Source organism: Arsukibacterium ikkense, from assembly GCF_000987775.1.
GTDB lineage: Bacteria > Pseudomonadota > Gammaproteobacteria > Enterobacterales > Alteromonadaceae > Alishewanella > Alishewanella ikkense.
In genome coordinates, this window is the sequence record NZ_LAHO01000011.1 from 118735 (window position 1) to 135733 (window position 16999).

Below are 16999 nucleotides of genomic sequence, written 5' to 3' on the forward strand. Positions count from 1 at the left end.
TTGCCCGCTTTGCCGAAATGAATGTTCAAGGCTTCAGGCATGAAAGTCCGTCTTGGATACTTTCACTTCAGCCACAACCCCTTGGCGGATCACAAAATCGCCAAAACACTCACCACTATGGCGCTCAACTGCCCACTGGCCAATTAAGTTATCCAGCTCACTAAGGATTTGTGCTTCGCCCACGTTGTCTAAATACAGCTTAGGAATACGGGTGCCGACTTTGTTGCCGCCCAGATACACATTGTATTTACCCGGTGCCCGGCCCACTAAGCCCACTTCAGCCAGCATGGCGCGGCCGCAGCCGTTGGGGCAGCCGGTAACCCGCAGCACAATATGATCGTTTTGCAGCTGGTGCTTCGCCAGTAATGCTTCAACTTTGCTGACCAGCTCTGGCAGGTAGCGCTCAGCTTCGGCCATCGCCAGCGGGCAAGTAGGAAACGAGACACAAGCCATAGAATTTTTGCGCTGCTCGCTGTGGCTATCGTCAATTAAGCCATGCTCACGGGCCAGCTGTTCAATTAACAGTTTTTGCGCTGGCGGCACGCCGGCAATAATCAGGTTTTGATTAGCCGTCATCCGAAAATCGCCCTGATGCACTTTAGCAATGGCGGCCAGGCCGGTTTTCAGCGGTTTACCCGGGAAATCGAGTACCCGGCCATTTTCAATAAATAAGGTTAAATGCTGTTTACCATCTATGCCGTCTACCCAGCCAAAGCGGTCGCCGCGCGTGGTAAACTCGAACGGTTTAGCTGGCGCAAACGCCACACCAACCCGCTGCTCTACTTCGGCTTTAAAAGTATCAACGCCAATGCGGTCGATAGTGTATTTAGTTTTGGCATTTTTGCGGTTGACCCGGTCGCCATAATCGCGCTGCACCGTCACGACATGCTCAGCCACCTTTAGCGTGTGCTCCAGGCCAATAAAGCCCAATACCTCGGCTTTACGAGGATAGGTAGAGTTATCACCAAAAGTCATGGCCAGGCCACCACCGACCAGCACGTTAAAGCCAATCAGCTTGCCATGCTCGGCAATGGCGACAAAGTTAAGATCGTTGGCGTGCACATCGATATCATTGTGCGGCGGGATAACTACCGTGGTCTTAAACTTACGCGGTAAGTAGTTTTCGCCCAGCACCGGCTCGGTTTCGGTGGTTTCTACTTTTTCTTCGTCCAGCCACAGTTCGGCATAGGCGCGGGTTTTTGGCAGTAAGTGCTCGCTAATCTGCACCGCCCACTGGTATGCCTGCTGGTGTAGCTCAGACTCCACCGGGTTAGAGGTACATAGCACGTTGCGGTTAACATCACCGGCGGTAGCAATAGAGTCGATACCAATGCTGTTTAAAAACTGGTGCATCGGTTTAATATTCGGCTTTAACACGCCATGAAACTGAAAGGTCTGGCGGGTGGTTAAGCGAATACTGCCATACAGGGTTTTTTCGGCGGCAAACTTATCTATCGCCAGCCATTGCGCCGGGGTAATAATGCCGCCGGGCATCCGCGCCCGTAACATCACGTTATGCAGCGGTTCCAGCTTTTGGGCAGCACGCTCGGCCCGGATATCACGGTCATCCTGCTGATACATGCCATGAAAACGCACCAGCATAAAGTTATCGCCGGTAAAACCACCGGTAATGTCGTTGCTTAAATCCTGCTTAATGGTACCGCGCAGGTGCTCACTTTCGGCCTTTAACCGCTCGTTGTCAGACAACTTACCGCTAACTTGCAGTTCGGGTTTAATCGGATATTGGCTCATTAGTACACATCCTTCTGGTAACGCTTGGCTAGCCGTAATTCATCTAAATACTGCTGGGCCTGTTCGGCATTTTTGCTGCCATTTTGCTGCACGATATCCAGCAAGGCCTGATGCACATCTTTGGCCATGCGGTTGGCATCACCACAAATATAGAGATGCGCGCCCTGCTGCAGCCACTGATACACTTCGGCTGCGTGTTTACGCAGCTTATCCTGCACATATACTTTTTCGGCATGGTCGCGGCTGAACGCGACATCGAGCTTACTGAGCAGGCCTTGCTTTAAATAGCCCTGCAGCTCAGTCTGGTATAAGAAATCCTGGGTGAAGTGCGGGTTACCAAAAAACAACCAGTTTTTACCGCTGGCGCCACGGGCATCACGCTCTTGTAAAAAGGCGCGAAACGGCGCTATGCCGGTGCCTGGGCCAATCATGATTACCGGGGTGTCGTCATTGGCCGGTAAGCGGAAGTTATTATTCTGCTCGATAAATACCCGCACCTTATCGCCCTCGGCCAGGCGTTCGGCCAGGTAGCCCGAGGCGCCACCTAAATGTGGCTGGCCAAAGGCATCGTAGCGCACCACCGCTACCGTTAAATGCACTTCGTCCTCGACTTCCGCCTGCGATGAGGCGATGGAATATAAACGCGGTTGTTGCTTACGCAGCGCATCCACCAGTTGCTGGGCAGTCATTGCACCAGCCGCGGCCGGATGGTCACGCACAATATCAATAATTTGCCGATCGGCCAGATACGCGCGCAGTGCGGTTTTATCGGCAGCTAATTGCTGCAACGCTTGATTGGCGCTGGCAGCAGCGTATTTCTCAGCAAAGGCCGGGTACGATTGCGTCAGTTCCAGCTGCTCGGTTAATGCTTCGCTCAGGCTTAAACTTTGGTTGGCCAGGCTGACCTGGGCTGCGCCTTCCAGCGAAGTCAGGCTCAGCAATTCATTAACCAGTGCCGGATCGTTATTAAAATATAAACCCAGGGCATCGCCGGGCTGATAGGTTAAACCCGAACCTTGCAGTGAAATTTCGATATGCCGCACATCTTTGCCAGAATCACGGCCGGTGATTTTCTGGTTGGTGTATAACTCAGCAGCAAAAGGTTGCTGCTTATTGTACTGGCTTTGCGATACCGCGGCGGCTTGCCCCGGCCAGTTAATCACCTGGGCCGATGGGGTTGCAGCAAATTCCGGTTCAACCACCTTAATTAAGGCATGGTTCCAACTACTGGCCGCCGTGTCGTAGTCCACGTCCAGATCAGCGCGGGCCTGCAGCCGTTGGCCACCTAACTCAGCCAGGCGTTCATCAAAGTCGGCGGCCGTTTTACAGAAGAATTCATAGCTGGTATCACCCAGGCCCAGCACCGCAAATTTAAGCTGGGGTAGCTGGGGAGCCTTTTTACTGAATAAAAAGTTATAAAAACTCACAGCATTTTCCGGCGGCTCGCCCTCGCCATAGGTAGAGGTGACAATAATCAGGTATTGTTCGTTTTTCAGCTGGCTGCTTTTATAGTCGGCTAAATCCACCACCTTGGCCGCAATGTTCTTCGCATTAGCTAAGGCCGCTAATGCCTCGGCCACATGGCGGGCATTACCGGTTTGCGAGCCATACACTATGGTTAGCGTAGCGCTGGTTGTAGCAGCGGCTGCCGGCGCAGTGGCCTGGCCGCCGGCCAGTTGAGCACTGGCTGCCAGGTAACCACTGACCCAGGCTTGCTGAATAGGGTTAAGCTGACTAACCAAACCTTGCAGTTGCTGCACCTGTTGCTCAGACAACGGGCTGGCCTGGGCCACTAATGATGATAAAAGCATAAACACACCTATATAAACTTTATACCGGCATTTTAGCCATCCAAACGTATGCCCGTAAAAGAATGGATCTGTCTGCGTTATTCCAAATAGTAATTAAAAACAGCTAATCCACTGCAATTACCCAACATCCGCCACAGCTGCCAACGCAGTTTATTAGATCCCACAGCCTGACAATTTCACTAAAAAATAGTAAAAAACACTAACAGCAGTTACTACTAGCCGGCAGGCAATAAAAATAAATGAATATAAACAATAAGATACATATTGGCACCGACTTTGCGTTAGCAGGTAGTCATTCAACACAGTGCAAGGATTAACTTTATGAAAAGCTCTCTTATCGCCAGTGCAGTGGTATGCGGCATCCTCAGCCTTAGTGCTCTGGTACTTAGCAACAGCGCTATGGCCCATAGCAACCACAGCTGTAATATCGAATTTGATAAAGATTTAGTGATCGACAGCAGCAGCGTGCAGTTGCAGGACAACGGTAAAACGCTGTGGCAGATTAACAAAGACGGTCAGTTAAGTCTGAACGGTAAAACAATATTAGTTAACAATGATACCCGGCTGCTACTGCGTGATTACCAGGCTGGTATTCGCAGCCAAACCAGCCAAACCGTTGCGCTGGTAGAAGATGCGCTGCTGATGGCTAATGAAGCGTTAACCACAGTGCTGAACGAGCTGACAGGGAAATCGCTGGACGATTATCCGGCCATGCAGAAGGCATTAAGCAAAATCAGTGATGCCGCTAACCAGGTTGTGGTGCAGGATGGCGACAACACTTACCTGTACGGCAGCCGGCTGCACAATATTGATCAGGCCTTTGGCCCTGAGTTTGAGCAGGCTATTGAAGAAGCTGTCAGCCAGTCAATGGGCAACATTATGCTGCTGGTAGGTAAAGCCATGGTAAGTGGCGAAGGCAGCTTTGAACAGCGGATGGAAGCCTTTGGCCAGAGAATGGAGAAGTTTGGCGAAAACTTAGAAGCAAGAATGGAACTGAAAGCGTCTGCACTGGAGCAGCGTGGCGAAGCTATCTGTGCCCAGGTTACCACGCTGGATGCGCTGGAAACCCGCATTCAGCAGCAAATACCCGCCATGCAACAATACGATTTATTTAACAATGGCAACAGCGCCTTAAGCGTGCGCCGTTAATCAGGTAACTCCCAACCAAGACCTTTAGCGCAGGGTTTTGCCTGCGCTTTTTTTAAACCTCCCCAACCTGTCCCAGAAATTAAATAAAGCCGAGCGCTTTTGCCAGCAGCGGATTAATTTTTTTTTTGCCGCGCAGCATAATTTGCTAAGCTGGCGGTCAATACCCTGAAGCTTTTGGAAAAAATGGCAATGTCTATCATAAAACGGCTGTATCTGGCTGGCATATCGGCGCTGGTTATTGCCGCTATTCTGCTGTATACCCTGGCCTGGCCGGCCTGGCAGCAAGCGCTAACCAACAACGAAAGCGCCCGGCTGGCGCAACTGATTGCCAGCGCCGAACTGGCCCCTGCGCAAAGCCGTTTAAACCAGTCCCAGTTACTGGCCGATTTAAACTGGCTGGCTCACCCTGACCGGCAGGGGCGTAAACCCGGCACGGCCGGCGGTATTGCCGCCCGTAGCTGGCTGGCAGAGCAATTTGCCGATATTGGCTTGCAACCGGCAGGCAGCGATGGCTATTTACAACCGTTTAGCGTTGAGCAGCATTTTGTATTAGGCCGCTGGTTACGGGGTAAAAACGCCACCATCGCCGCGCTGGATAACGCCGCCAATGTGCTGGGCGTATTGCCGGGTTTAAACCCTGAGTTAAAGCCAATAGTGCTGACCGCGCATTATGATCATCTGGGTATGCATGAAGATAAGTTGTTTGCCGGCGCTGATGATAATGCGTCTGGCGTAGCAACCTTGTTGGAGCTGGCCCGTTATTTCAACGAAAACCCTACTGCCCATCCATTGCTGTTTGTAGCATTGGACGCTGAGGAAGGCGGCTTACAAGGGGCAGTAGCTTTATTTAAGCACCAACTGTTGGAGCCTGAGCAGCTGGCCTTTAACGTTAATATGGATATGCTTAGCCGCGACACGGATCAGTTGCTGTTCGCCGTGGGCAGCTACCAGCACCCCTGGTTAACCCCACTGCTACAGCAATTACAGCAGCAAAGTGCGGTAAAGGTTATCGCCGGCCATGACCGGCCCTGGTACCGGGCAGGTAAAACCCAGGACTGGACCTTAAGCTCTGATCATGGAGTGTTTCACAAGCACAAGGTGCCTTTTATATACTTTGGGGTGGCCGACCACGCCGACTACCACACCTCGCGCGACACTGCGGCTAAAGTCGATAGCGATTTTTACTTTCAGGTAAGCGAAACCATCTTAAGTTTTATCGTGCTGCTGGACCAACAGCTAAGCCAGCAATAATAGTGAAATTGACCACTTTAGCTGGCTTTATTGCTGCAAAAAAGTTAACCGCTACGCTTTCAAAAAATAAGTTAATGATATATAACAACTAAAATTTTGGCATTTTTTGTGCAAACTAATGGGAAGCACTACATATAAGGATCTTGTTATGTCGATCATGTTGTTTTTAAGGCAAATCTGGCTGTTCAGTCAGGTCGAACTATCGCGGCTCTGGCTCACCCGGCGCGGTTTAATGACCCTGGCCGCCACTGCCGTAATCTGGTTTGTGCTGCTGCGCTACGCTATTGCGCCAGCAAGTGAAATTATGCAGGAACCGAATTTCCAGAAAACCTTAACTGCCGCCTTTGGTATGCTTGGGCTGCATCAGTTACTGAACTGGCCCGCACCAGAGCTCACCCTGTACTGGATGCTCAGCCTGATTTTGTTGCCATTGTTAAGCCTGGTATTTACTGCTAATCAGCTATCCAGTGACGCAGCCCGCGGTACGCTGCGCTTTATCAGTCTGCGCAGCAGCCGCAGCGCTATTGTGCTTGGCCGGTTCTGCGGCCAGCTGTTAGTGCAGCTATGTTTAATAGTGCTGTCGCTGGCCGCCACCCTCACCCTCAGCAGTTTGCGTCTGGGCGCCATAGATTGGCAGGCTATTGAAGCTGCACTGCTGATCAGCTGTAATTTACTGATTGTCTTGATGCCCTTTACGGCATTAATGGCGGTATTTTCGGCCTGGGCCCGCTCATCACGGTTAGCGCTGAGTCTGGCGATCGTTAGCCTGGGGCTGACCTTTGGTTTACTCAGCTGGCTGATCCATCATCAGCCTGCTGCCTCCTTTTTGCTGCAGTACATGCCGGGCGCCCAGATCTGGCAGCTGATCCCAACCCAGGGTTGGCAAAGCCTGCAACTGGCCGTAGTACCTTTAGCCCAAACTGCCGTATTACTGCTGATTGCCCAGCAAATATTAAGCCGGAGGGCATTATAATGACCACTCAACCTATTATTAAGGTCAGCCAGCTAGCAAAAAGTTATGGCAGGAATAAAGTACTGAATAAAATCAGCTTTGAAGTGAATAAAGGCGAAACCGTCGCGTTAATTGGCCAGAATGGTGCCGGCAAAACCACCTTATTCAGCCTGTTGTGTGGCTATATTAAAGCTGACAGTGGCAGCATGCAGTTACTGGGACAGCAACCGGGCAGTGCGGCGTTGTTTGGCAAAGTAAGTGCGCTGCCGCAAGACGCCCAGCTCGACCCGGCCTTTAGCATTGGCCAGCAGCTCAGTTTCTACGGCCAGTTGCAGGGCTTATCAGCCCAGCTGGCACGCACGGAAACGCTACGGGTGCTGGCGCTGGTTGACCTGGAGCAGCACTATCACACCAAAGCCGGCGCCCTTAGCCATGGCATGCGCAAACGCGCCTGTATGGCTCAGGCTTTTATCGGCTCACCGGCGTTGATCCTGCTGGACGAGCCCACTGCCGGGCTGGATCCGGCCAATGCCCTGCATATACGCGAATTAATTAGCGATTTAAGTCAGCATGCCAGCTTTTTAATCAGCTCGCATAATATCTTCGAGCTGGAGCGGCTGTGTAATAAAGTGTTATACCTGCAAGACGGCAAGTTGCAGCAGCACCATGCCCATGCGGCCAACAGCGAAGCCTGTTTAAGCTTACAACTGAGCGCGGCTGCCAACAGCGCTGAGGTATGCCAGCAACTGCAGCAACTGGCTGGCATAACTGACGTTACCGCAGGTCGCAATCATGAGTATCAGCTGAGTTATCAGCCGCAAGCGGCAGATGACTTCGATATTAGGCTATTACAGTGTCTGGCAGCCAACGGCTGGCAATACAAACAGCTGACCAAAGGTAAAAGCCTGGAACAACAGCTATTTGCCCAGAAAAAAGCAGCCCATGTTTGAGCTGGCATTTTGTCAGCTTTCTTTACAGATACCGCCCATGGTTAGCGGGTTAAACCACCGCAAACCGTGGGCTGCGCTGAACGGGTAAGGCCAACGGGGCCATTCCCTTTTTATGGCACAAACATTGCTAACAAAACTGATAGTTTGTTAACTATGTAAATAAAAACAAAAATCTGGCTTAAGCCACTTTAAAAAGGATGTTGTATGTATAAATTGTTTGTGGTTGCAGCATTGGCCATGTGCAGCATGCTATTTAGCGTTATGGCAATGGCAGCGCCTATTTCGGTGGTTGATCACAATTATGGCCGGTTTGGCTTTAACCCCACCACTTCTGGCAGTTGCGCCAATATTGCCAGCGATCATCTGTTAATCCGTAAAGCCAGCAACTGCAACGCTTTTACTGATATTTTTTCACTGGCGTCGTTTGATGCTGCCGCCATTGATTATGTTGAGCTGACACTGGCTTTCGCGGCTACTAATAACAGTAACTGTTTAACTGGCAATTGCCCGATGGAAAGCTGGCAGCTTGATATATTAAACGCCAGCGGCACTAAGATGAGCAGCTACCAATTGCTGCAAAGCAGCAGCACGGTACAACAAACCTTTATGATTAGCCGGACAACACTGCCTGCTTTTACCGAGTTATTCAGCCAGGGCAACCTGTGGTTCAGTTTCAGTGAACCCAGCGCAACTAACCATAACTTCAGATTACTCAGCAGCCAGTTAGCGGTATTTGCGTTGCCTGCACAGCAGCCTACGCCTGTGCCGGTACCTGCCACCCTGGCACTGTTTGGCCTGGGGTTAGTCGGGTTGTGTCTGCGCCGTAAGTTTCGCCGGTAATTATCTAGCCACTGAATGCTTAGCCTGTCAGCAAACAGAATACAGCTGACAGGTCGCCCGCCGGTTTTAGCTGAATTTCACCAACCGATAGTTACTGGCTCGCCAGGCGTGAGCCTGCGCCGACAACACCTCGAACACCCGCCACCGACATAGTTTATTACAAATGAAAAAGCAGCAAGCCGTTAAATTGATTGACCCTTTTATCTAACATCAGTTACTGTTCATGGCTAATTCGCTTATGCAGGATAAAGCTATGAGTATTGCAATGATCTGGATTATCGTTGGCGTGCTGTTAATTCTGTCGGAACTACTGGCAACCAGTATTGTTGCGGTGTTTCTGGGTATTGGTGCTATTGTAGTCGGCATTTTATTACAGCTGGGCTGGATAGAGTCGCCCAGTGCTCAGTTTCTGATTTTTGGCATTGTCAGCCTGGCATTATTATTTGGCTCCCGTGGCCATTTTAAACGCTGGTTTACCGGATATACCGCCGACCGGGGCGAACAGCCGTTTAAACTCAGCGAAGATATCGGTAACCGGGTAACCGTGCTGGCAGATTTCGAACAAGGCGCCGGCCGGGTAGTATTAAATGGCGTTCAATGGGACGCCCGCTCCAGCGAGCCACTGAAAGCCGGTGACGTGGCCTGGGTTATAGCCAATGAAGGCATTCATTTAATGGTCTCGGCGCAGCAACCATAACAATTTTTAATTAAAAAAGGGAACATTAACAATGGAAGAAATCAGTATCCAAACCATTCTCACGCTGGGCTTTGCCTTAGCCGTGGTAATTACGATTGTCAAAAGCGCCCGGGTAGTGCCGCAAAAATCTAACTTTGTGATAGAGCGCCTCGGTAAATACTCGCGCACTCTCGACTCCGGTTTTCATATCCTGATCCCCTTTGTCGATAAAGTGGCGTATATCCACACCTTAAAAGAAGAAGTCATCGACGTTACCCGCCAAACTTGTGTTACCAAAGATAACATTCAGGTTGGTATTGATGGCGTGCTGTATTTGCAGGTGGTAGATCCACACAAAGCCAGTTATGGCATCAGTGATTACCGCTACGCCGCCTCACAGCTGGCGCAAACCACTATGCGCTCCGTTATCGGCCAGACTGATTTGGATAAAACCTTTGAAGAACGCGCCAAAATAAACGAAGAAGTGGTAAAAGCGCTGGACGAAGCGGCCTCGCCCTGGGGTGTGAAAGTGCTGCGCTACGAAATTTCTGATATTGAGCTGCCACTTAGCATTAAAGATGCGTTAGAGCAGCAAATGCGGGCAGAGCGGGAACGCCGCGCCGCCATTGCTAAATCTGAAGGTGAGCGCCAGGCAATGATTAACGTGTCAGAGGGCCAGAAGCAGGAAGTGATTAACCTGTCTGAAGGTGACAAGATGCGTCAGATCAACGAAGCCGAAGGTCGCGCCCGTGAAATCGAGCTGGTGGCCATTGCCACCGCTGAAGGTATTCGCCAGATTGCTGAAGCCATTAATCACCCGGGTGGTTCAGAAGCCGTTAGCCTGCGCGTTGCCGAGCAATACGTGAAAGAATTCGGTAACCTGGCCAAAGCCAATAACACCATGATAGTGCCAGCCGAGCTGGCCAATATCGGCGGCGCCGTCGCCGGCTTAACCGAAATACTGAAAATAGCCCGGCCGGGTGGTAAGTAAAAACCTGTTGCTGCAAAATAGGTTAAATTAAGTAACGAAAAGCCAGCATCAAGCTGGCTTTGCTATTTTTAAGGCAACTACCATGAAAACAATTGGCTTACTGGGTGGTATGAGTTGGCAGTCGACCATTCCCTACTACCGCATAATTAACGAAACTGTTCAGCAGCGGCTTGGTGGGCTGAATTCTGCCAAAATTGTTTTATATAGCGTAAATTTTGCTGAAATTGAGCGCATGCAAAGCGCTGGCGACTGGCAAGCTGCCGGGCAACTGCTGGCCGATGCCGCCAGCCGCCTTGAAGCAGCAGGTGCCGACTTTATTGTGCTCTGTACCAACACTATGCACAAAGTTGCTGGCGCTATCGAGGACGCAACAACTCTGCCACTGCTACATATTGCCGACGCCACGGCCATAGCAATTAAGGCAGCAGGCTATAAAACCATTGGCCTGCTAGGCACCAAATTCACCATGGAGCAGCCCTTTTACAAAACCCGGCTTACAGAACAGCATGGCCTGAATGTGCTGATCCCCAATGAAGCTGCGCGCCAGCAGGTGCACCAGATAATTTATAACGAGCTTTGTTTAGGCAAGGTGCTGCCGGAATCAAGAGAGAAATATCGCCAGATTATCAAACAGCTTATCGAGCAAGGTGCCGAGGCCATTATTCTTGGCTGCACTGAAATTTCCTTGCTGGTATCAGAGCAAGATGCAGCAGTGCCGCTATTTGATACCACCAGCATCCATGCCTGCTGTGCTGCTGAACTGGCTTTGGGATAGTGATGATTAAATTTGATCTAGCAACCAGCTACCGATTTAATCCCACTACTATCGCCACAGCGCTATCTTTGCTATAGCCACCACCTAAAAATTCAATAAAAAATCAGATCGGAGACTCGAGAAAGAGCGAAAAAATCCCCCAGTTAAAGCCGCTGCTCTCTATTTGAATTGACCACTGTAGCAGGCATATCTCATTAAATACCTGCTTATTGGCCTATTTAGCGGGCAACAACTAAGATTTTGTTTTCTGTAGTGAATTTATTTAGCTTGTTGATGCCATTAAATCCACCATAATGAATAAAAACCTATTTTATTTCACTATAGCGTGGCTTTTCTTTAATTTAGAAGCCATAATCCATTATGGTGAATTAAATAATGTTGTCAGAGGCCAGCATGAGCATAAACTCAACTTCTAAGATAGATGCGCTAATTGCACAGCGGCAACAGATGTCACAACGCCTTAAAGATATTGACGATCAGTTGTTGAACCAAATTAGAGAAAGCGCAAAGTTGGTTAATGTACCGGTGACAAACGCAGCGGTTGCCAGGCTTATTGAGCAATACTCAGCCGGTATGTCGGTAACCGATATCTGCCTGATAGCAAATTTATCACCAACTACGTATTACAACATACTGAGCAAACTCGATACGGTTAAAATCAAAACCTTGCAGACTGTACTTAACACCATCGGCCTTGAGTTATATGTAGGGGAGAAAAATACTGGTGTCAGGAAGTGACCATGAAGGAGCTAAGAGTAGGTTACGTATACAGCCATAAAAGCAAAGCGGGGACATTGAGGGAACTGGATACGCCTACAGGCGCTATCTATGAATTTCAATACACAGAGCATTATTTGCGGTACGTTAATACCCCTATTGGCGTTAATTTGCCAGTGCAGTCAGCCCCGTTTGTCTTTAACACCCTACACCCCTTCTTTGCTAACCTACTCAGTGAAGGCTGGGTAAAGCGTCATCAAGCAAAAATGGCGAGATTAGATCAGGAAGATACCTTCGGCCTGCTACTTGCTAATGGCAGAGAGTTAATTGGGCCAATAGCCATCCATGTTAACGATGATGGGGATGTTATCGGTGGTTTTGAACTCATTGAGCTCCCACTTAAAAGCCTTCGCGGTTTTTCAATTGATTTCGCCCGGGCAGCGTTTAACGACGTGGCCGTAAAGTCTTTGCCTGGCACATCCATATCTGGCGTTCAGCCAAAAATGTTTCTTAAATTGGCCGGCCGGCCTAAAACACTGACTAACGCCCAGGGTATAGGCAATTACATTGTCAAACCTTCACCTGAGAGCTTTCCCGAACTGGCCGAGAATGAGTTCATGGTTATGCAATTGTGCCAGGCTGTCGGAATGCGTGTAGCAGACCATTATTTAGTCCCGTTTAGTTGTGGTGAGCTTGCCTATGTTACGACCAGGTTTGATATGGAAGAAGACGGGCATATTAATAATTTTGTCGAAGATATGGCGTCATGCATGAATGTTGCGCCTGGGCAAAAAGACAATGAAAAGCTGTCGTATGAAAAAGCCATTAAAACTGCGCACCGGCTAAGTGGTGGCCATGCCAAAATACTGATTGATGGGTTTACACTGGTGTTGATGGCATACGTTGTCGGCAATAACGATCTGCATTTAAAAAATATGACTTTGCTGCGTGAGCGTGGCAAATCGAATGTTAAAGGGTTTAGCCCGGTGTATGACATGCTAAGTGTCGCACCGTACCCCACATACGAGGGGTATCAGTTGGTATTGTGGTTGCTTGAGTCTGAAGTCGATAACGAGTTTACCAGTTCATACAACGCTTATGGCTATTACACCAGCCATGATTTCATTGAGCTGGGAATTCGCATTGGTCTTGGTGAGAGCATGGCCAGGTCAATCATACAAAAGGTTACTGCTAAAGTAGGCCGGGCCGCTGCTAAGGTTATCATGCAAAATCCAGGCAGTGAGAAGCTAAAGCAATGTGTGCTAAATCGAATTAAAGAAAGGTTGGCCGCGCTAACAAGGCCGGCGCTTTAGAATTCTTGAGAAACCAGTCACAGCTGTGATCCCAGCAACTATTGCCGCAGCGATCTCTTTGCCATAGCCGCTACTTAGCTGCTTTAGCGCTGTGCCAAGCCTGGCTTTATGCTGTATTGAGTAATAGCTAGTTAACCCGAACCATAACATTTGCCAGAAAACTACCTGCTTTTTCATACTTGATATTCACACCATCAGCCAACGGCCTGGTCACTGTCAGGTCGTGACCATTGGGAATTAGACTCTGACTACTGGCACTTTTAAGTGTAACGTCGAGCGTGACGCCGTCCTTGGTATTTTGGGGCCGGATCACTAACATAAAATCATTTGGTAGCGGCAGCTCAGCGGTCCTGCCAATATCAACCAGATATTCCAGACTCACTTCATTTAAATCGCCTGTTGCCAGATGTTCGCCACGGTATTCAATATTTAGCACTATCGTTTCTGCCGATACCCATGAAAAATAAGTGCTCCCTAATATCAGCAATGCTGCCGTCATGATGCCCAGACCAATTTTCACCAGATTCTTTTGCTTGGCGGGTTGCTCACTGTGCGCGATAAAATAGCGGGGCTCTTTGTTAAACGCCGCACAAATGCCCTGCAGTGAATCGTTGGATGCCACGCCCGATTTTTCAATACGCTGAATGGTTCGTAAGCTGAGACCAGCCACATCGGCCAGTTGCTGCTGGCTCCAGGCTCTGGCGCTGCGCGCTTGAGTTAACACATCGCGATTTATCTTCATGTCCATACCAATATTCCGAAATAGTAAAACGCAAGTATTCAATATTTCGGTAGGGTTACGTTAGGCCAGCATTATGACAGCTCTGCGACAAAGCAGCGACATTGCTAAGATATCTTGCTATTCGAAGCTGTGTGCTTAAACGGCATACTGATGACTTATATCAGGCAGTATTTAAAGCCGGCTGGTTTGTCAGAAATGGTCATTGGCATAATTAATAGTGCGTTTTTTCTGTAGCCAGAAACTAATTGAGAAAAAGGGGCGGAGGTATTTAGTCGCTAGCTGATATCGGTTATTAGCTCTGCCCCACTTTTTCTGGTTTTTCTTACTCTTGCAACTGTGTTGCGGACAACGTAGCCCGGCTGATGACTTTGCCATTCAGGATCACCAGCTCTATAGCATCATAGGCCTGCACATCCTGCAGCGGATTCGCGCCTAGCAGCAGTAAGTCGGCTTTAAACCCTACCTTTACTTCACCAATCTGCTGATGCAACCCCAATGCACGGGCATTGCCAATGGTCAGGGCACTGAATAGCTGCGATAAACTTAAACCACTTTCCAGCCAGCGGTCCATTTCCCAGCGGCCATTAATGCCCGGAAACTGACTGTAAAACGGGCCGCTTGGGGTGTCACTGCCAAATTGCAGCCGGGCACCGAGCTGGTTTAGCTGGGCTGTCATCTGTCGAACTGTGCCAAGTGGCTGTTGGTAAGCTGCGGTTACTGCCTGATACAACTGCGCTGGCGTGTAGCTGGCGCCAGCAAAGTTATCAGCCAACTCGCGACTCATCCATTGGCCGGCCTCGCTTTGATACCACTGGTTTAATAATGGTGGTATCGCATGCTGCAGTTGCGGCTGCAGCAATAAAGCCGGGTTAAGTAACTCCTGCTCGCCGTACAATACCTGAATAGTCGGCTGCACCGCGATATCAGCCTGCACCAGTTGCTGGGCTATGGTGTTAAGCTGGCTTTCAGTTTGCGCTGGTGCCACCCCTTTATGCGGATGCCATAAACCATGCACCAGCGTATCCACCTTGGTTTGCAGTGCAAATTCGTACGCCGCCTGGGAATTGCCATGCAGATATACCGGCAGCCCCTGTTGCCTGGCCTGCTGCACTACCCCGCTGATCAAGGCTACCGACGGCACTGGTAAGTTGCGCACAGGCCCAAAGCCGCTTTCATAGAACACTTTAATGCAGCTGGCGCCCTGCTGTTTGGCCAAGGCAACCACAGCTTGCGGGCTGTGCTCGGCGGCTATAAAGCTGGCAGGATATACGTCAGGCTGAGCCGGGTCGTATAACATGTATTGACTACCCGCCACCTGAAACTGCCCCTCTTTGCCCAGCCAGACCGCCGGATAACCGTTTGGGATCGCCACCGGCGCACAAAAATAGGCCTTGGGCGCCTCAGTTTGCTGGTTCCAGTTTGATATAAAGCTGGCATCGCCGGTTAAATCGAGCACGGTGGTAAAGCCAAAATACAGATAGCTGCGTGGCATCTGCCGCCAGGCTTGCGCCAACATCGGCTGGTCGCTTTGGCTATTGCCGTTATAACCAGGTACCCCTTCTAAATGGACATGGCTGTCGATCAGGCCAGGCAACAGATACTTACCCGTGGCATCTATCTGCCGGTCAGCGCTCAGCAACTCCGTACCTATTGCCTGAATTTTGCCATCGTTTAGCAGCACATGTTGTGGGGCCGAAGGCTTTGGCTTATCACCACTGATAATGCTGACATTACGCAGCAGCACCGATTCTGCCTGCAGGCTAAAGGGCAAACTGAGGGTTAGCAGTGCCAGCGCACTAACAGCGTTAAAACGGGCAGAGCAATTATTTACAATTAATAAAAATGGGCGCATCAGGGCATTCCTTAAGTTAAGTAACGGCCTGCAAGTGTCGGCTGTTTTGCCCACCGGCTCGACTCAAAACAGGATCGAGGTCTTAAAAAAAGTGCTTTTATGGCACCCAGGGCAGTGCTGCATTTACTCCGCCCATGGTTTATGATGATGGTCCTTACTAAGGTGTCCATATGCTCAGTTACATCACCGCTATCCAGCTTGCGAACGCGTTGCTGTGCCTGTTACTGGCAGCGCAGTTGCTGTTTATGCCGGCAGCACAACCCCTACCGAAACGACTAATGGGTGTCAGCTGTCTGCTGTATGCGCATCAGACACTGCTGCTGGTGGCGATATTGCACGGCGAAGCGGGCGAACTGGCCATTATGCGGCCTTTGGTTGCGTTGTGGCTGGGCCCTTTATTGTATCTGTATTTTCGGGCAGCCCAGCAACCGTCGATGCCACTGCGCTGGCGCGACCTGCTGCATTTTGGCACTGCGACAGTGCTGTTTATTGTGCTGATAAAAAGCCGGTTATTTTTTGCCGCTATCGACCTGACCATCATGGCCAGTTTTATACTGTATTTGCTGTTGATCGCCCTGCAAATGCGTCAAGGTAAACAAGCATTACAGCACCTTGGTAATTTCGCCTCGCCGGCCTATCGATGGTTAATCTGCCTGATGTTAATGGCACTGATTAATATTCTGGCTGAAATTGCGGTGCATCTGGAACTGCAAAGCGGAGTAGCCCTGCGCTCTTCGGTTGCGCTGTTTGTAGCCGGTTGCGCGTTTTTCCTGCTGAACCTCGGCATCTTGCTGGCGGCGCTGCACCGCAGTCACTCTCTGGAGTGGATGTATATGTTAGCCACCCTCAACCCAGCCAAGCCATTTTCGCCTGAAGCCCAGCAACACACGGCAGCTATTATGCAGCGCTTTGCCCAGCTGATAACCCGCGACAAGCTCTATATGCAGGAATTTGGTATCACCCTGCCACAGGCAGCAAAAAAGCTGCAGCTACCGGCCAGGCAATTGTCGCAGGCAATTAACCAGCAATATGGCCAAAGCTACTCGGTATATCTGAATGACCAGCGCATTGCTGAGGCCAAACGGCTGTTGCTAAGCGAGCCAGACCTACCGATTATCGAGGTAATGCAACAAGCCGGTTTTAGCACCAAATCGAACTTTAACAAGGAATTTTTACGGGTTGTTGGGTTATCACCCTCGGCGTATCGGGCAGGGCAATAGTTAATTTG

General features: G+C 50.0%; 15 protein-coding genes. 11 read left to right on the forward strand and 4 right to left on the reverse strand.

The features are described 5' to 3' along the window. Nucleotides 1-33: 33 nt before the first annotated feature. Both cysI and WG68_RS12085 read right to left on the reverse strand, forming a co-directional pair. Nucleotides 34-1752: an assimilatory sulfite reductase (NADPH) hemoprotein subunit gene (gene cysI / locus WG68_RS12080; protein WP_046557946.1), complete on the reverse strand. Its 1719-nt coding sequence runs from the start codon at nucleotides 1750-1752 to the stop codon at nucleotides 34-36. Continuing rightward, entirely contained in the window at nucleotides 1752-3563 is a 1812-nt protein-coding gene (locus WG68_RS12085) for an assimilatory sulfite reductase (NADPH) flavoprotein subunit (protein ID WP_046557947.1), read from the reverse strand. The genes cysI and WG68_RS12085 overlap by 1 nt, the downstream gene beginning before the upstream one ends. A gap of 321 nt (nucleotides 3564-3884) precedes the next feature. On the opposite strand from WG68_RS12085, the gene WG68_RS12090 reads away from it, so the two are divergent. The 10 genes from WG68_RS12090 (at nucleotide 3885) to WG68_RS12135 (ending at nucleotide 13177) form a co-directional block, all read left to right on the forward strand. Continuing rightward, entirely contained in the window at nucleotides 3885-4712 is an 828-nt protein-coding gene (locus WG68_RS12090) for a DUF2884 family protein (protein WP_046557948.1), read from the forward strand. 189 nt (nucleotides 4713-4901) lie between these two features. Continuing rightward, nucleotides 4902-5963: a M28 family peptidase gene (locus tag WG68_RS12095; RefSeq protein WP_046557949.1), complete on the forward strand. Its 1062-nt coding sequence runs from the start codon at nucleotides 4902-4904 to the stop codon at nucleotides 5961-5963. A 148-nt stretch (nucleotides 5964-6111) separates the two neighbouring features. Continuing rightward, the gene (locus tag WG68_RS12100; protein ID WP_046557950.1) at nucleotides 6112-6936 is read left to right on the forward strand and encodes an ABC transporter permease subunit; all 825 of its coding nucleotides are present in this window, start codon (nucleotides 6112-6114) and stop codon (nucleotides 6934-6936) included. Then, nucleotides 6936-7865, forward strand: coding sequence for an ABC transporter ATP-binding protein (locus WG68_RS12105; protein ID WP_046557951.1), 930 nt, complete (start codon nucleotides 6936-6938; stop codon nucleotides 7863-7865). Before WG68_RS12100 ends, WG68_RS12105 begins: the two co-directional genes overlap by 1 nt. A 204-nt stretch (nucleotides 7866-8069) precedes the next feature. Further along, nucleotides 8070-8705 carry a PEP-CTERM sorting domain-containing protein gene (locus WG68_RS12110; RefSeq protein WP_046557952.1) on the forward strand — a complete coding sequence of 212 codons (636 nt, stop codon included), beginning with the start codon at nucleotides 8070-8072 and terminating at the stop codon, nucleotides 8703-8705. Between the two features lie 253 nt (nucleotides 8706-8958). Continuing rightward, nucleotides 8959-9402 carry an NfeD family protein gene (locus WG68_RS12115; protein WP_046557953.1) on the forward strand — a complete coding sequence of 148 codons (444 nt, stop codon included), beginning with the start codon at nucleotides 8959-8961 and terminating at the stop codon, nucleotides 9400-9402. 31 nt (nucleotides 9403-9433) lie between these two features. Then, nucleotides 9434-10372 carry an SPFH domain-containing protein gene (locus WG68_RS12120; RefSeq protein ID WP_046557954.1) on the forward strand — a complete coding sequence of 313 codons (939 nt, stop codon included), beginning with the start codon at nucleotides 9434-9436 and terminating at the stop codon, nucleotides 10370-10372. Nucleotides 10373-10454: 82 nt separating this feature from the next. Continuing rightward, nucleotides 10455-11147 carry an aspartate/glutamate racemase family protein gene (locus WG68_RS12125; RefSeq protein ID WP_046557955.1) on the forward strand — a complete coding sequence of 231 codons (693 nt, stop codon included), beginning with the start codon at nucleotides 10455-10457 and terminating at the stop codon, nucleotides 11145-11147. 393 nt (nucleotides 11148-11540) lie between these two features. Next, nucleotides 11541-11885, forward strand: a complete 345-nt coding sequence (locus WG68_RS12130) for a helix-turn-helix domain-containing protein (protein WP_152663090.1) — start codon at nucleotides 11541-11543, stop codon at nucleotides 11883-11885. Between the two features lie 2 nt (nucleotides 11886-11887). Then, nucleotides 11888-13177, forward strand: a complete 1290-nt coding sequence (locus WG68_RS12135) for a type II toxin-antitoxin system HipA family toxin (protein WP_052749071.1) — start codon at nucleotides 11888-11890, stop codon at nucleotides 13175-13177. Between the two features lie 127 nt (nucleotides 13178-13304). On the opposite strand, the gene WG68_RS12140 is transcribed toward WG68_RS12135, so the two are convergent. Together WG68_RS12140 and WG68_RS12145 are read right to left on the reverse strand one after the other, a co-directional pair. Beyond that, nucleotides 13305-13925: a helix-turn-helix domain-containing protein gene (locus tag WG68_RS12140; RefSeq protein ID WP_046557957.1), complete on the reverse strand. Its 621-nt coding sequence runs from the start codon at nucleotides 13923-13925 to the stop codon at nucleotides 13305-13307. Between the two features lie 316 nt (nucleotides 13926-14241). Beyond that, nucleotides 14242-15771, reverse strand: a complete 1530-nt coding sequence (locus WG68_RS12145; protein WP_046557958.1) for an amidohydrolase family protein — start codon at nucleotides 15769-15771, stop codon at nucleotides 14242-14244. A 170-nt stretch (nucleotides 15772-15941) separates the two neighbouring features. Between WG68_RS12145 and WG68_RS12150 the strand changes: the two genes are divergently transcribed. Continuing rightward, nucleotides 15942-16991 (forward strand): AraC family transcriptional regulator, encoded by a 1050-nt coding sequence (locus tag WG68_RS12150; protein WP_046557959.1) that lies wholly within the window; start codon nucleotides 15942-15944, stop codon nucleotides 16989-16991. The last annotated feature ends 8 nt before the right edge of the window (nucleotides 16992-16999 follow it).

Excerpts from the sequence above, each read along its gene's own strand:
- cysI (WP_046557946.1), bottom strand. The coding sequence starts at position 1,752 with ATGAGCCAATATCCGATTAAACCCGAACTGCAAGTTAGCGGTAAGTTG.
- WG68_RS12085 (WP_046557947.1), bottom strand. The coding sequence starts at position 3,563 with ATGCTTTTATCATCATTAGTGGCCCAGGCCAGCCCGTTGTCTGAGCAA.
- WG68_RS12090 (WP_046557948.1), top strand. The coding sequence starts at position 3,885 with ATGAAAAGCTCTCTTATCGCCAGTGCAGTGGTATGCGGCATCCTCAGC.
- WG68_RS12095 (WP_046557949.1), top strand. The coding sequence starts at position 4,902 with ATGTCTATCATAAAACGGCTGTATCTGGCTGGCATATCGGCGCTGGTT.
- WG68_RS12100 (WP_046557950.1), top strand. The coding sequence starts at position 6,112 with ATGTCGATCATGTTGTTTTTAAGGCAAATCTGGCTGTTCAGTCAGGTC.
- WG68_RS12105 (WP_046557951.1), top strand. The coding sequence starts at position 6,936 with ATGACCACTCAACCTATTATTAAGGTCAGCCAGCTAGCAAAAAGTTAT.
- WG68_RS12110 (WP_046557952.1), top strand. The coding sequence starts at position 8,070 with ATGTATAAATTGTTTGTGGTTGCAGCATTGGCCATGTGCAGCATGCTA.
- WG68_RS12115 (WP_046557953.1), top strand. The coding sequence starts at position 8,959 with ATGAGTATTGCAATGATCTGGATTATCGTTGGCGTGCTGTTAATTCTG.
- WG68_RS12120 (WP_046557954.1), top strand. The coding sequence starts at position 9,434 with ATGGAAGAAATCAGTATCCAAACCATTCTCACGCTGGGCTTTGCCTTA.
- WG68_RS12125 (WP_046557955.1), top strand. The coding sequence starts at position 10,455 with ATGAAAACAATTGGCTTACTGGGTGGTATGAGTTGGCAGTCGACCATT.
- WG68_RS12130 (WP_152663090.1), top strand. The coding sequence starts at position 11,541 with ATGAGCATAAACTCAACTTCTAAGATAGATGCGCTAATTGCACAGCGG.
- WG68_RS12135 (WP_052749071.1), top strand. The coding sequence starts at position 11,888 with ATGAAGGAGCTAAGAGTAGGTTACGTATACAGCCATAAAAGCAAAGCG.
- WG68_RS12140 (WP_046557957.1), bottom strand. The coding sequence starts at position 13,925 with ATGGACATGAAGATAAATCGCGATGTGTTAACTCAAGCGCGCAGCGCC.
- WG68_RS12145 (WP_046557958.1), bottom strand. The coding sequence starts at position 15,771 with ATGCGCCCATTTTTATTAATTGTAAATAATTGCTCTGCCCGTTTTAAC.
- WG68_RS12150 (WP_046557959.1), top strand. The coding sequence starts at position 15,942 with ATGCTCAGTTACATCACCGCTATCCAGCTTGCGAACGCGTTGCTGTGC.